Raw genomic sequence first — 14,338 nt, forward strand, 5'->3', positions numbered from 1 at the left:
CAACCCGAGCACGGTCGCCGGGTTGGCGGACGTCGGTTCAGTATGTGAACCTAGAGCCGTGACCACCGACGCCGCTTCGCCCGCCTCCCCGCCCACGTCGACCGACGCCGCACCGGATGCCTGGGGTGAGCCCCGGTCCCGGACGGTGACGTGGCACGACCCGCTGCTCACCGCCGCCGGGGCGCTGCAGCGGTCCGGCCTGGAGACGATGCAGGCGATCCGCGACGGTCTGCTGCCACCGGCCCCCATCGCCATGCTGATGCAGTTCGACATCCGCTCCCTCGAGGAGGGCCGCGTGGAGTTCGGTTGCGTGCTCGACGAGTCGGTCTACAACCCGATCGGCGTCGTCCACGGTGGGCTCGTCTGCACGCTGCTCGACACGGTCGCCGGGTGCGCGGTGCACACCACGCTCCCCGCGGGCCTGGCGTACACCTCGATCGAGCTGAAGGTGAGCTACCTGCGGCCCGTGCACGCCTCCAGTGGTCCGCTCACCGCCATCGGCACCGTGGTGAAGCCGGGACGCCGGGTCGCCTTCGCCGAGGGGACGGTCCTGGACGGCGCCGGGCGCACGGTGGCGACGGCGTCGAGTTCCCTGCTCGTCTTCCCGGTACCGGCCGCCTGAGCCCGGGAGGCAACCCAGCGAGAACGCGGGCGGACGGCACCTCACCCCGTCGGGGGAGGTCAGCCACGATCCGGTGAACCGATGCCCCCTTCGGGCCGATGCAGTTCCGGAGGGAGGTGAGTCATGTCCACACCGAGCATCGAACGTACGACGTCCGCCGTCGCAGTGCCGGCACCACCGGTACCCGAGGGAGAAGAGCACGACGCTGCGCGCCCCGTGCGCGGGATCGCGCGTCGCATCCGGCCGTCCGGGCAGACGCTCATCGTCCTCGCGGTCATCGCCGTCCTCCTGGCGATCGGCGTCGTCCTGGGCCTCCCGTTCCTGCACCAGGGCCCGTTCCTCCCCTCCGCGACCCTCCCCTGGTGGGTGCTCGCCATCGCCTTCGCGGTGACCGAGACCTGCGTCCTGCACATCCAGCGGAGCCGCGAGGCCCGCTCGGTCTCGATGAGCGAGCTGCCGCTGGTCCTCGGTCTCTTCTTCGCCTCACCGGTCGCCCTCTTCGCGGGGCGGCTCCTCGGGTGCGCGGCCACCCTGGTGGGCCTGCGCCGCGCTGCCCCGCTCAAGACCTTCTTCAACCTCGCCCTCTTCACCGCCGAGACGGCCGTGTCGCTCGCCGTGTTCTCCACCGTGAGCTCCTGGGGTGGCGGGCACATCGTCCTGACGTGGGCCGGCGCGTACGCGGCCGCCTTCGCGGCCAACGTGCTCGGCGGCTGCGCCATCGGTCTGGTCATCGCGGTGCACGACGGCCGCCTGCGCCCGCGGGCGCTGCTGGAGGAAGCGTTCGGCGGCCAGGCCGCGGTGCCGATGGTCGTCACGGTCGGCCTCGTCGCCGTCACCAGCCTGGACGCCTCGGCGGAGAGCGCGTGGCTGCTCGCCGGGTTCGGCCTGCTGCTGCTGCTCGCCTACCGGGCCTACGCCTCGCTCGCGGACCGGCACCTCAACCTGGAGCGGCTCTACCGGTTCAGCCAGCTCGTGAGCACGTCACCCGAGATCGACCAGGTCATGAGCACCGTCCTCGGGGAGGCGCGTGAGCTGTTGCGGTCCGACCGCGCGTCGGCGGCGTTCGTCGGCCCCGACGGCGGGCTGATCGCCCGCGTGCGCCTCGGTGCCAGCGGCCGGCTCGCACGCTCGGAGGAGCCCTCCACCCCCGAGGACGACTGGGTGCTCCAGCACGTCGTCGCGGGTGGGCAGCCGCTGCTCATGCCGCGGACCACGCGTGACCCCGACGCCCGGCGCTGGCTCGCCACCTACGGCATGCGCGAGGCGGTGGCGGTCCCCCTCAAGGGCGGGACCGGCGTCGTCGGCGTGCTCGTCGTCGCCGACCGGCAGGGCGAGGTCCGGACGTTCGAGCAGAACGACGTCCTCCTGCTGGAGACCGTCGCCAACCAGGCCGGTGTGGCACTGCGCAACGGCGAGCTGATCGGGCAGCTGCGTCACGAGGCCCTGCACGACGCCCTCACGGGGCTGCCGAACCGGACCAACCTGCAGCGGCGCCTGGGCTCCGCGCTGGACGACGTCCGGACCGGTCGCACGACCGGCGCGGCGGTGATGATCCTCGACCTCGACGACTTCAAGGAGGTCAACGACACCCTGGGGCACCAGCAGGGTGATCTGCTCCTGGTCGAGGTGGCCGCCCGCCTGACCGCGGCGGTCGGCGCGGCCGGCTCGGTCGCGCGGCTCGGCGGCGACGAGTTCGCGATCCTCGTGCCGGACAGCGCGGACGAGAACCGGGTGCTCCGCGTCGGCCGCCGGGTGCTCCGTGCCCTCGAGCAGCCGGTGTCGCTGGACGGTCTCGAGGTGGAGGTCGGCGGCTCCATGGGCATCGCCCTGGCCCCCGCCCACGCCGACGACCCGGCCGCCCTGCTCAAGCGGGCCGACATGGCGATGTACGACGCCAAGACGTCCACCCGTGGCCTGCGGCTCTACGAGCCCGAGCTCGACACGAACAACCCCCGCCGGCTGACGCTCGTCTCGGAGCTGCGCACGGCACTGCAGAGCGGCGGGATCCAGGTCCACGTGCAGCCGCAGGGCCGGCTGTCCGGCGGCCAGGTCGTCCAGGTGGAGGCGCTGGCCCGCTGGCGCCACCCCGAGCTCGGCAACATCGCCCCCGACGAGTTCATCCCCATCGCCGAGCGCAGCGGTCTCATCGGCCCGCTGACGACCTACGTGCTCGACTCCTCGCTGGCCGCCTGCGCGCAGTGGCGCGCGAACGGTCACGACATCGGCGTGGCGGTCAACCTGTCCACGCGCAGCCTGCACGACGCCGACCTCGTCGAGGAGGTGGACCGGCTGCTCCGGCGGCACGGCGTGCCCGCGCACCGGCTGACGCTGGAGGTCACGGAGGGCTCGGTCATGGCCGACCCCGCCCGCGCGGTCGCGCTGCTGCACCGGCTGCGCGATCTCGGCGTCCGCCTCTCGGTGGACGACTTCGGCACCGGCTACTCCTCGCTGTCCTACCTCAAGCGCCTGCCGGTGCAGGAGGTCAAGATCGACCGCAGCTTCATCACGTCGCTGCGCGAGGGCAGCGAGGACGTCGCGATCGTCCGGGCGATCGTCGACCTCGGCCGGCACCTGCAGCTGGAGGTCGTCGCCGAGGGCATCGAGGACCAGGAGACGTGGGACCTGCTCGCGTCGATGGGCTGCGACCTCGGGCAGGGCTGGCACCTCGGCCGGCCGATGCCCAGCGAGGAGCTGCAGCCCTGGCTCCGGACCCGGGACAGCGCACGGTCCCGCGGCGGCCTCCGCGCCGTCTGATCCCCGCGGCGGCCCCCGCGCCGGCTGGGCCCCGCGGCGACCCCGCGCCGTGGTACGACGAGCCCGGCGGACGACGGTTCCGAGGAAGGGAACTCGGGCGATGGCGACCTGGGACGACGTGGCGCGCATCTGCCTGGCCCTGCCGGCGGCCACCGAGGGGACCTCGCGGGGCTGGCGCCAGTGGCAGGTCCGCGACAAGGCGTTCGTCTGGGAGCGCCCGCTGGGCAAGAAGGACGTGACCGAGCTCGGCGACGCGGCGCCCACCGGTCCGGTCGTCGCGGCCCACGTCCCCGACGAGGGTGCGAAGCACGCGCTGATCGCCGAGGAGCCCGACGTCTACTTCACGACGTCGCACTTCGACGGCTACCCCGCGGTGCTGTGCCGACTGGAGGAGATCGACGAGCAGTCGCTCACCGAGCTGGCCGCCGAGGCGTGGGCCTGCCGCGCACCCCGGCGGCTGCTCGCGGAGCATCCCGTCCGGCCCGACTAGGGAGCGGGCACGATCCGCTCGATGACGTCCGCGGGCATCAGGCCGGCCTTGCCGAAGCGGCGGGCCGCCTCCAGGAACTGCGGGGCGCTGGCCGCGAGCTCCCCGAGCATCTCGCGGGCGGCGTCCTCCCGTCCGGCCAGCGCCGCGACGACCGCGCGCCACATCAGCTGATCGGGCTCCGTCACCGGGTCCATCGGCCGCAGCAGCTCGAGCTCCCGGTCGGCGGTGACCGGGTCGCCGTCGATGGCCTGCTGGAAGGCGCGCACGACGTCCTGGTACCGGGCGCGGGTGACGAGCAGGGCGGCGAGGGCGGCCACCGGATCGGGCGAGTCGTCGACCCGGAGGTCCACGACGGTGTCGTGCCACGGTCGGCCCGTGGTGGAGGACCGGATCACCAGGATGGCCGCGGACCGCCGTCCCCGGAAGTCGCCGCCGGCCTCCTCCGCCGCCAGCAGAGCGTTGAGCAGCCGCTGTGCCAGCGGGCCGCCCGAGCCCTCGAATCGCTCGACCATCGACTCCCACACCGCCGGGGAGGCGGCCATGTTGGCCAGGGCGACGGAGGTGTCCCCGACGAGGTGGCCGGCGGACTCGACGCACTGGTCCCCGGTGTACGCGGCCAGGTCGCCGTTCACCCCCAGGACGGCGACCTGCCGCCGTTGCGGCTGCGGGTCGACGCTGCTCAGTGCCGTCAGCACCTCCTGCGCGGTGAACCCTCCCTGCAGCAGCTCGAGCCCGACGGAGCCGTACATCGGCTCGGCCATCGACTGGGTGGCGATGACGCCGTGGCCGGGCAGGGCGAAGGGCACGCTGCTGCCGACGGCGAACGCCTGGGACTGGGTGGCGACCCCCATCTCCCCGGTCGCGGCGTCGCGGGCGACGATCGAGTAGGTCACCCGGCAGGCCTACCTGCCCCTCCTCCCGGGCACAAGCCTGCTTGCTGTCCGCAACATCAGTTCCACCGTCGGTAAAGCCCTGGTCCCCGAAGGCCACGCGGTGTACAACCTCCAGCGTCATCGGGTCACGGCGGCCCGGAAGAGCAGTGGGAGGTACCCCCTTGAAGCAGACCTACCGTGTCCTGGCCGGACTGATCGCGCTGGGGGTGCTCGTGCAGGCGGGGTCCGTCGCCTACGGCTGGTTCGACGCCATCTCCGCCGTCGACGCGGGCACGGTCATCGACGGGAACTACGAGGGCAACGCCGGCCACATGCTGCACGGCATGATCGGCATGATGGTCATGCCGCTGCTCGGGCTGATCCTCCTGATCCTGTCCTTCGTGGCCGCGAAGTCCATCCCGCAGGCCCGGAAGTGGGCCGGGATCGTGTTCGGCCTCATCGTGCTCCAGGTGGCCCTGGCGTTCGCCGCCTTCAGCGCGCCGATCATCGGGGCGCTCCACGGGATCAACGCCCTGGTCCTCTTCGGCGCCGCGGCGCGGGCGGGCGCCCTGACGCGGGCCGCCGGTGCCGGCGGTCACGGCGCCCCCGCGGGTGCCGTCCCGAGCCAGCGGACCGGGACGAGTGCGACGGGATCCTCCCTCCCTGCCTGACCGGATCCGTCGCCGCTGGCGGCTTCTCACCTCGCTCCTCCTGCTCGTCGTGGGCCTGGGTCTCGCCGGCTGGTACTGGTCGGCGAGCCTGGTGCCATCGACGTACTCCGTCATGGACATGGGCCACATGGACTACGGCGGGGGCCCCACGCACGCGCACGGGGCGGGCCGCAGCGTCGCCGAGCTGACCGGCCCGGCGAGCGGCGAGCCGGACGTCGCCGTGGAGCTGGCCGCCCGCCAGGAGTCCGTCGAGCTGGCCGGCGGGGAGCGGATCGAGGGCTACACGCTCAACGGCACCTCGCCCGGGCCCGCGATCGAGGCCCGGCAGGGTGACCTGGTGCAGGTCACCCTCACCAACGTCGACGTGCCGGACGGCGTCACCCTGCACTGGCACGGGGTCGACGTGCCGAACGCCGAGGACGGCGTCGCCGGGGTGACCCAGGACGCGGTCCAGCCCGGCGAGGACCACGTCTACCGCTTCCTCGCCGAGGACGCCGGGACGTACTGGTACCACTCCCACCAGGTGTCGCACGTCCAGGTGCGCGGCGGACTGTTCGGCACGCTGGTGGTGCGGCCGCCCCGTGTGCCCGACGAGCAGGACGTCGTCGCGGCGGTGCACACCTACGACGGCCGGCGCACGATCGGCGGGCGCACCGGCGTCAGCCAGGTGGACGCCGAGGCCGGGGAACCGGTCCGCGTGCGCGTGGTCAACACCGACAACAGCCCGCTGCGGGCCTGGGTCAGTGGCTCGCCGTTCCGGGTCGTCGCCGTGGACGGCACCGACGTCACCGGGCCGGCCGAGCTCCGCGAGGAGGGTGTCGTCGTGACCGCCGGCGGCCGCGTGGACCTCCTGGTCACCGCGCCGGCGCGGATCGACACCGGCGGGGGGTCGGCGCTGGTGGTGGGCCCCGAGGGCTCTGAGGTACCGGCCCGTCCGGCCCCCGACCGCCAGGTCGACCTGCTGGAGTACGGCAGCCCGGTGGCGCTCCCCTTCGACCCCGCGTCCGCGGACCGCCGGTTCGGCTACGAGATCGGGCGCCGGATCGGCCTCCTGGACGGCAAGCCCGGCTTCTGGTGGACGGTCAACGGCCGCCTCTACCCCGACATCCCGATGTTCCACGTCGAGGAGGGCGACGTCGTGCGGATGACGATCACGAACGACAGCGGCGACGTGCACCCGATGCACCTGCACGGCCATCACGCCGTCGTCCTGTCCCGCGACGGGGTTCCGGCCTCCGGCAGCCAGTGGTGGGTCGACTCGCTGAACGTCGAGGACGGCGAGAGCTACGAGATCGCCTTCGTCGCCGACAACCCGGGCATCTGGATGGACCACTGCCACCATCTCGACCACGCCCGCGACGGCCTGATCGCCCACCTGGCCTACGCCGGGGTCACCGAGCCCTTCCGCATCGGCGGAGCAGCGCACAACGAGCCGGAGTAGCCGGGCCCGGCCGCGGACGTCAGGCGGGGGCACCCGCGGCGGCCGCGACCGCCTTGAGATGGCGCTGCTTCTCGGCCTCGGGCAGGAAGCTCGCCCGGAAGCTGTTCTCCGCCAGGGTGCGCCGCTGCCCGGCGGTCAGCCCGAGCGCGCGGGTCACCGCCGTCACGTTGTCGTGCAGGTACCCGCCGAAGTACGCCGGGTCGTCGGAGTGGACCGACACGAGGAGGCCGGCGTCGAGCATGCGGCGCAACGGGTGGTCCGCCATCCGGTCCACGCAGCGCAGCGCCACGTTCGACAGCGGGCACACCGTCAGCGGCACCTGCTCCTCCCGCAGCCGGGCGACGAGCGAGGCGTCCTCCAGGCTGCGGATGCCGTGGTCGATCCGCTCCGCGCCGAGCCCGTCGAGGGCCGACTCCACGTAGGCGGGCGGCCCCTCCTCCCCCGCGTGCGCCACCCGGTGCAGCCCCGCGTCGGCGGCGAGGGCGTAGGCGCGCTCGAACAGCTCCGGCGGCCGGCCGACCTCGGCGCTGTCCAGGCCCACGCCGACGATCACGTCGCGGTACGGCAGCAGTTGCGGGACCAGCGCCTCGGCCTCGGCGGGGTCGCGGTCGCGCAGGAAGCAGACGATCGCGCGCGCCGTGAGCCCGTGCCGCTGCTCCGCCGTCCGGAACGCCTCGCCCAGACCCGCCATGACGACCTCGAGCGGCACCCCCCGGCTGGTGTGCGCCTGCGGGTCGACGAAGACCTCGGCGTGCCGGACGCCCTGCGCCGCCGCCCGCGCGAAGTAGGCGTGCGCCAGGTCGGCGAAGTCCTCCGGCGTCCGGAGCACGGCGCTCAGCTCGTAGTACAGGTCGAGGAAGGACTGCAGGTCGGAGAACGCGTAGGCCTGCCGCAGCTCGTCGAGACCGGCGTATCGGAGCGGAGTCCGGTTGCGGGCAGCCAGGGCCACGGCGAGTTCCGGCTCCAGCGTGCCCTCGAGGTGCACGTGCAGTTCGGCAGTCGGCAACGCCGGGACGCCGTCTCCCTGACCGTCGAGCGCACCCCGCTCGTCGGGTCCGTAGGGCGGGGCCATGGCTGACGAGGCTAGTGGCGGGCGCGTCGGTTGCGGTGCCTGTGATGAAAGTTAGCCGGTGTGGACCAGTACGGGTCGCACATGCATCATCACTCAAAGTGATAGATTCGTCCCACCGAGGGCACCTCGTGCACCGGCACTCACGCCGGCGTCGTCTTCAGCGCACCACCACATCCGACCAGTCGAGTGTCGGAGACGGGAGCGCCGACGTGACGTCGGTTCGCTACAACCACCGCAGCCCCACCGCCCGACCACGCGGCCGAGCCGCTGCGCGCCACGGCGCGGCCGGAACCGCGGTCCTGCTCGCCCTCTCCGCCGGCCTCCTGGCCACCGCGGGCAGCGCCCAGGCGGTCGCGACATCGGTCCCGCTGGGCACCGCCGAGCCCTTCGCCGTGCTGTCCGGGCTGGGGATCACCAGCACCGGACCGACCACTGTGAACGGCGACATCGGGACCTACCCGAACCCCGCGATGGTGGTATCCGGACCGCTCATCCTCAACGGCACCGACCACGCGGGCGACGGCGTCACCCAGACCGCCAAGAGCGATCTCACCGCCGCGTACCTCGCTGCGGCCGGGCAGTCACCCGACACCACCGTCAGCGCCGACCTCGCGGGCCAGACGCTGACACCCGGGGTCTATTTCAAGAGCGACGGGCTGGAGATCAACGGCCCGTTGCCGCTGACGCTGGACGCCAACGGAGACGCGAGCGCAGTGTGGGTCTTCCAGTCCGGCTCGCATCTCACCACGATGCCGAACACCCGGGTCGAGCTGGTGGATGGCGCCCTGGCGTGCAACGTCTTCTGGCAGGTCACCAGCTCCGCCACACTGGGCGTGAACTCCGCCTTCGTGGGCACCATCCTGACGCTGACGAACAGCTCGCTCAACACCGGCGCGACCCTTGAAGGCTCGGTGTTCTCCCGCAACGGCGCCGTGACGCTGGACCAGAACACCATCGTGCGGCCGGAGTGCGCGTCAGACGTGACGGCGACATACAGCGGCGGAGGCACGGGCGGCACCGGCGGCACCGGCGGCACCGGCGGCCAGGTCACCCGGGTACCGGTCGGCTCGGTCGACGCCGGAGGCGGTCTCGCGGCCGTCGCCCCCCGGTTCCGTCCGGTCACAGCACGCTGACCACCTTCCCTCCGGCGCCCGCTTCCCGGCGCTGGAGGACACTCCAGGCTTCCCACCCTCGATGGACGGCGGGCATCGCCGCGCTGGCCGTCGCGCTGGTCGTTGTCACGGCCGGTTGTTCCAGCGAGCCGGCTGCCGAAGCGACGCCCGTCGCTGCGGGCACCACCGCCGGTTCGCCAGAGGCGGAGCCGGCCGTTCCCGACCCTGTGGTGATGGGGGCGTCCCCGCCGGTCCGCATCCGGATCCCGGCGATCGGCGTGGACTCCGGGCTCATGGCGCTCGGGTTGCAGTCCGACGGTTCGCTCGAGGTGCCCCCGGAGGGCTTCCCGGCCGGCTGGTACACCGAGGCGCCGACGCCGGGCGAGCTCGGCCCGGCAATCATCGCAGGGCACGTCGACTGGGACGGCTCCCCCGGGGTCTTCTTCGCACTCCGCGACCTGACCCCGGGGTCGGAGATCGCCGTCGAGCGGGAGGACGGCAGCACGGCGGTGTTCCGGGTGGAGTCGGTGGCGCAGTTCCCGAAGGGCGACTTCCCCACCGACGCGGTCTATGCCGACCTCGACCACGCCGGCCTTCGATTGATCACCTGCGGCGGATCCTTCGACCGACAGGCGCGCAGCTACAGCGACAACATCGTCGTCTTCGCCGCACTGAGCAGCTGACGGGCGCCTGTCCACACCGACCTCCCGCGCCGAAAATGGTCACCCCCAGTCACGACGAACGGCCTGCGCCCTCGGCCTGCGGATCGCTGAACGGCCGCTTCACCCCTCCGGGTTGAGGAGGCTACGCCCGAGCCCCCGCGCCGATTACCGTGCGTGATGACCGCAGGCGCGGTCAGACCATGGGGGAAGCACTGTGACGAAGCTGTACTGGCCTGGCCGGACGTCCGACCGCACCACGATGACCGAGCGACCGGAAGGCCGCCTCGCGCGGGTGGTCCGATCCGCCACCGCCGTCGCCGTCCTCACCGTCCTGGGTGTCGCCGCCGGCGCCGGCCTGACGGCCACACCCGCCTCGGCGGCTGCGGGCTGCACCGTGAACGTCGTCGCGCACCCGGACGACGACCTCTTCTTCCAGAACCCGGCGGTGCGCAACGACATCGTCGCCCGCAAGTGCGTGGGCACCGTCTACGTCACCTCGGGTGACGCCGGACAGGGCGCCGCGTACTCGCGGAACCGGGAGAAGGGCGTGCAGGCCGCCTACGCGAAGATGGCCGGCGTCTCCAACAAGTGGCAGACCAAGACGGTCGCCAGCAGCGGCCAGACCGTCACCACGAGCACGCTGCTCACGGCGCCGCAGATCAGCCTGACCTTCCTGCGCCTGCCGGACGGCAATCCGGACGGCAGCGGGACCAGCGCCTCGGCGTTCACCAGCCTCCAGCAGCTCCACCTGGGCGAGATCGCGTCCCTGAAGACCGTGGACTCGCCCGTCCAGACCTACACCTGGGCCGGCCTGGTCAAGACCGTGGGCAAGGTCCTCACCACGCTGAACGCCACCACGGTCCGCACGCTGGACCACCTCGGCGACTACGACGAGGGCGACCACAGCGACCACTACACGGTGGCCCGGCTCGCCGCGCTCGCCCGTGCGACGTACATGCCCTCCGCGGCCCTGGTCGGGTACCTCGGTTACCCCGGGGAATCACTGAGCGCCAACGTCACCGGAGCCGAGCACACGGCCAAGCTGGCGGCCCTCATGGCCTACGTGCCCTACGACCCGTCGACGTGCCAGACCCTGCAGGCGTGCACGGCCAACCCCTGGGTCGCCCGGCAGCACCTGGCCACCGCGCTGCACCCGGCCCGGCCGGTGACCCCCGGCAACGTCGCGCCGGTGGCGACCGTCAGCGCCTCGTCCCAGAACACGGCCACCGGGCAGACGGCGAAGAAGGCCATCGACGGGATCGTCGACGGCTTCCCGGGCAAGGCGACCGCCGAGTGGGCGACCAACGGCGGCGGCGCCGGCAGCTGGCTGCAGCTCAACTGGCTGGAGCCGATCCAGATGGACAAGGTCGTTCTCTACGACCGGCCGAACACCAGCGACTGGGTGACCGGCGGGAAGCTCACCTTCTCGGACGGGTCGACCGTGGCCGTGCCCAAGCTGGACAACGCCGGCGGTCCCGTGACGGTGACGTTCAAGGCCCGGGTGGTCTCGAGCCTCCGCCTGACGATCACGACCGTGGGCCCGGCCACCGGCAGCGTGGGACTGGCCGAGTTCCAGGCCTGGACGTCCGGGTCGACCCCGACGTACTCCCCCGCCCCGGTGCCGCCGCCGATCACGCCGACCGCGCCCGTGCCGCCCCCGGTCGAGCCGGTCGTCTGCGGGACGCCGACGTCGCCGACCACCGCGACCGTGCCGACCCCCAGCACGATGCCGGCGGTCTCGACCGACCTCGCGGCCGCCGCCTCGGTCACCGCCTCCTCGGAGAACGCCGCCGACGGCCAGACCGCGGCCAAGGCCGTGGACGGCACCGTGGACGGCTACCCCGGCGACTGGACCGCCGAATGGGCGGCCCAGGGCTGCACCGCCGGCACCTGGCTGCAGCTGACCTGGCCCACCGCGGTCACCCTGGACCGGATCGTGCTGCACGACCGGCCCAACGCCAACGACCAGGTCACCGGCGGCACCCTCACCTTCGCCGACGGCACCACCGTCGCCGTGCCCGAGCTGGCCAACGACGGCTCGGCCACCACGGTGAGCTTCCCCGCCCGCTCGACGACCAGCGTCCGGCTCACGGTCACCGGCGTCAGCGCGACCACCAGCAACGTCGGCCTGGCGGAGGTCCAGGCCTGGACGGCGGTACCCGCCCCGGCGGCGCCGCCGGTCGTGCCGGTCGTCTGCGGGACGCCGACGTCGCCGACCACCGCGACCGTGCCGACCCCCAGCACGATGCCGGCGGTCTCGACCGACCTCGCGGCCGCCGCCTCGGTCACCGCCTCCTCGGAGAACGCCGCCGACGGCCAGACCGCGGCCAAGGCCGTGGACGGCACCGTGGACGGCTACCCCGGCGACTGGACCGCCGAATGGGCGGCCCAGGGCTGCACCGCCGGCACCTGGCTGCAGCTGACCTGGCCCACCGCGGTCACCCTGGACCGGATCGTGCTGCACGACCGGCCCAACGCCAACGACCAGGTCACCGGCGGCACCCTCACCTTCGCCGACGGCACCACCGTCGCCGTGCCCGAGCTGGCCAACGACGGCTCGGCCACCACGGTGAGCTTCCCCGCCCGCTCGACGACCAGCGTCCGGCTCACGGTCACCGGCGTCAGCCCGACCACCAGCAACGTCGGCCTGGCAGAGCTCCAGGCATGGACCGCGGTACCTGCCGCCCCCGTGACGGTGCAGGCGCCTGCGCCTGCGCCTGCGCCTGCGCCGACGACGACGGTCCCGTCGACCGTCGACCTGGCGCCGACGTCGACCTTGACGGGTGGCGTCGGCACCCAGTGGAACGGCGTGGGTTCCTGGATCCAGCTGAACTGGCGGCAGGCGGTGACCACCGGACGGATCGTCATCACCGACCCGACCGGCACCCTGGGGCTCACGGGGGCGACGGTCACCTTCTCCGACGGCACGACGGCGACCGTTCCGGTCCAGGCGATCGACGGGAAGACGCTGGCCCTGGTCTTCCCGCCCCGCTCGACGACCACGCTCCGGCTCACCGTGACCTCGATGAAGGGCACGCTGGCGAACGCGGACAAGGCCGGGCTGCAGGTCTTCGCGTCCTGACAGGTACCGGCGAGCAGTAGATCGCCCGATCCCGGCCCGTCCGCGCACTGCGCGGGCGGGCCGGAGTTCTGCCGGGGCCGGCGGGTCAGCGGCTCTGCAGCGCGTCCAGGGCGACGGCCATGGACGCCGCGACGCGGAAGTCCAGGCGCGGGTCGGGCACGGTCACGGTGTACCGGTCCCGGATGGCCTTCTGCCGTTCGCTGACCAGCACCACGGCTCCCGTGGCGGTGTCGACGAAGTCGAAGTGGAAGATGAACGGCACCCAGATGTCGCCCACCACGGGGAGGAAGTCCCAGACCCGGCGGAGGATCGCGATCACCGGGCGCCGCTCCTGACCGACGGCGTTCAGTCCCGGCACCGACAGGTTCCAGGTCGAGCGCAGCAGGCTGGCGCCGAACTGCTTGCTGAACATGCCGAGCGCGGTGCCGTACTCGTCGTAGACGTCGTGCTGGGCGCCGACATCGAGCCGCTGGCGCGCCTTGAAGGAGAAGACCCGGCGGCTCTTGGACTCGTCGGCGTAGAAGATCACCTCCTCCTTGAGCTTCATCCGCTTCTGCTCGGCCAGTGCCAGCAACTGCCCCTCGGTGCCGTCCGGGTTCGCGGCGAGGACCTCGTACCGGTTGACCATCATCGTGATCCGCTGCTTGACGAAGAAGGCGGGCACGACCATGGCGGCCGGCGGCTGGTAGCCGGGCGAGGGCTGCTGGCCGGGAGGAGGCGGCGGCTGCTGGCCGGGAGGAGGCGGCGGCTGGTATCCGGGAGGCGGCGGCGGCTGGTATCCGGGGGGTGGCGGTGGCTGGTATCCGGGGGGATCGGTCACGGCTGGGCTCCCCTGGTCGTCGGCTGGAGACGCCCATCCTGGCCCATCGCAGGACCGGTCGCGGCGGTTCCGGGCGTGGCACCCACAGGACTCCCGGACGCCGGTCCCAGCCCCCTCCCAGCAGCCGCCCGAACAGTGGGCTGCACACGGCCCACCGCGGGCCCACGCCGAGGAGGTTCACGATGACCAGCAGGAAGCCATGGCTGCGGTACGGGGGTGCGGCCGGCCTTGTCGCGAGCGGTCTGATCGCCGGGGGCGTCCTCGCCGGCACGCTCACCGCCAATGCGGCCGAGGACACGACCGCCGGGACCGGGAGCTCGACCAGCCAGGCGGCCGGCGAGGAACTGCTGACCGGCGACACGAAGACCCAGGTCGAGGACGCGGTGCTGGCCGAGTACCCGGACGCCACGATCGAGCGCACGGAGTCGGACTCCGGCGGCGTCTACGAGTCGCACATCGTGACCGCTGACGGCGAGCGGCTCACCGTGCTGGTCGACGAGGACTTCGCGGTCACCGGCACCGAGACCGGCGGGCGCGGCGGCCGGGGTCCCGGGGGTGGCGACTGCCCCGAGGACGACGCGTCCACGACAGAGGAGCGCGGCACGTCGGAGAGCCCCGGCACCGGGACCCCGTCCACCGGGACCCCGCCCACCGGGACCCCGTCCACCGAGGCCCCGGACAGCACCGACGGGTCCGGCGGCAGCTGATGGGTGCGGTCCGGTCCCGTTCGCGGACGAGCG

The 14,338-nt window shown here is 73.0% G+C and carries 12 protein-coding genes; 9 read left to right on the forward strand and 3 right to left on the reverse strand.

The genetic code is table 11. The features are described 5' to 3' along the window. Nucleotides 1-58: 58 nt before the first annotated feature. The 3 genes from E4P39_RS04480 to E4P39_RS04490 all read left to right on the forward strand — a co-directional run bounded on the left by E4P39_RS04480 (nt 59) and on the right by E4P39_RS04490 (nt 3,866). Complete coding sequence (locus tag E4P39_RS04480; RefSeq protein WP_135135160.1) at nt 59-622, forward strand: PaaI family thioesterase; 564 nt, start codon at nt 59-61, stop codon at nt 620-622. A 216-nt stretch (nt 623-838) separates the two neighbouring features. Further along, a complete protein-coding gene (locus E4P39_RS04485) occupies nt 839-3,376 on the forward strand; it encodes a bifunctional diguanylate cyclase/phosphodiesterase (protein WP_135135161.1) in 2,538 nt (845 codons plus the stop codon). Between the two features lie 100 nt (nt 3,377-3,476). After that, nucleotides 3,477-3,866, forward strand: coding sequence for an MmcQ/YjbR family DNA-binding protein (locus E4P39_RS04490; protein WP_135135162.1), 390 nt, complete (start codon nt 3,477-3,479; stop codon nt 3,864-3,866). Here the strand turns inward: E4P39_RS04490 and E4P39_RS04495 are convergent. Then, complete coding sequence (locus tag E4P39_RS04495) at nt 3,863-4,759, reverse strand: DUF1028 domain-containing protein (RefSeq protein WP_135135163.1); 897 nt, start codon at nt 4,757-4,759, stop codon at nt 3,863-3,865. The genes E4P39_RS04490 and E4P39_RS04495 overlap by 4 nt on opposite strands. A 161-nt stretch (nt 4,760-4,920) precedes the next feature. Here E4P39_RS04495 and E4P39_RS04500 point away from each other — a divergent pair, with 161 nt between their 5' ends. Continuing rightward, entirely contained in the window at nt 4,921-5,409 is a 489-nt protein-coding gene (locus E4P39_RS04500) for a hypothetical protein (RefSeq protein ID WP_209306335.1), read from the forward strand. Nucleotides 5,410-5,458: 49 nt separating this feature from the next. Further along, nucleotides 5,459-6,850 carry a multicopper oxidase family protein gene (locus E4P39_RS04505; RefSeq protein ID WP_209306336.1) on the forward strand — a complete coding sequence of 464 codons (1,392 nt, stop codon included), beginning with the start codon at nt 5,459-5,461 and terminating at the stop codon, nt 6,848-6,850. A gap of 19 nt (nt 6,851-6,869) precedes the next feature. On the opposite strand, the gene E4P39_RS04510 is transcribed toward E4P39_RS04505, so the two are convergent. After that, a complete protein-coding gene (locus tag E4P39_RS04510; protein WP_135135164.1) occupies nt 6,870-7,922 on the reverse strand; it encodes an adenosine deaminase in 1,053 nt (350 codons plus the stop codon). Between the two features lie 209 nt (nt 7,923-8,131). On the opposite strand from E4P39_RS04510, the gene E4P39_RS04515 reads away from it, so the two are divergent. From E4P39_RS04515 to E4P39_RS04525, 3 genes are all read left to right on the forward strand, one after another. Then, a complete protein-coding gene (locus E4P39_RS04515) occupies nt 8,132-9,055 on the forward strand; it encodes an ice-binding family protein (RefSeq protein WP_167761579.1) in 924 nt (307 codons plus the stop codon). Between the two features lie 212 nt (nt 9,056-9,267). Continuing rightward, a complete protein-coding gene (locus E4P39_RS04520; protein ID WP_135135166.1) occupies nt 9,268-9,717 on the forward strand; it encodes a class F sortase in 450 nt (149 codons plus the stop codon). A 238-nt stretch (nt 9,718-9,955) separates the two neighbouring features. Further along, nucleotides 9,956-12,778 carry a discoidin domain-containing protein gene (locus E4P39_RS04525; protein ID WP_135135167.1) on the forward strand — a complete coding sequence of 941 codons (2,823 nt, stop codon included), beginning with the start codon at nt 9,956-9,958 and terminating at the stop codon, nt 12,776-12,778. A gap of 85 nt (nt 12,779-12,863) precedes the next feature. On the opposite strand, the gene E4P39_RS04530 is transcribed toward E4P39_RS04525, so the two are convergent. Further along, the gene (locus E4P39_RS04530) at nt 12,864-13,598 is read right to left on the reverse strand and encodes a hypothetical protein (RefSeq protein WP_245159633.1); all 735 of its coding nucleotides are present in this window, start codon (nt 13,596-13,598) and stop codon (nt 12,864-12,866) included. Between the two features lie 182 nt (nt 13,599-13,780). Between E4P39_RS04530 and E4P39_RS04535 the strand changes: the two genes are divergently transcribed. Next, entirely contained in the window at nt 13,781-14,305 is a 525-nt protein-coding gene (locus tag E4P39_RS04535; protein WP_209306337.1) for a hypothetical protein, read from the forward strand. Nucleotides 14,306-14,338: the final 33 nt, after the last annotated feature.

This window comes from Blastococcus sp. CT_GayMR19 (assembly GCF_004570385.1).
Lineage (GTDB): Bacteria > Actinomycetota > Actinomycetes > Mycobacteriales > Geodermatophilaceae > Blastococcus_B.

Coding starts and splice junctions, on each gene's coding strand:
- E4P39_RS04490 (WP_135135162.1), top strand. CDS start 3,477: ATGGCGACCTGGGACGACGTGGCGCGCATCTGCCTGGCCCTGCCGGCG.
- E4P39_RS04510 (WP_135135164.1), bottom strand. CDS start 7,922: ATGGCCCCGCCCTACGGACCCGACGAGCGGGGTGCGCTCGACGGTCAG.
- E4P39_RS04520 (WP_135135166.1), top strand. CDS start 9,268: ATGGGGGCGTCCCCGCCGGTCCGCATCCGGATCCCGGCGATCGGCGTG.
- E4P39_RS04525 (WP_135135167.1), top strand. CDS start 9,956: ATGACCGAGCGACCGGAAGGCCGCCTCGCGCGGGTGGTCCGATCCGCC.
- E4P39_RS04535 (WP_209306337.1), top strand. CDS start 13,781: ATGACCAGCAGGAAGCCATGGCTGCGGTACGGGGGTGCGGCCGGCCTT.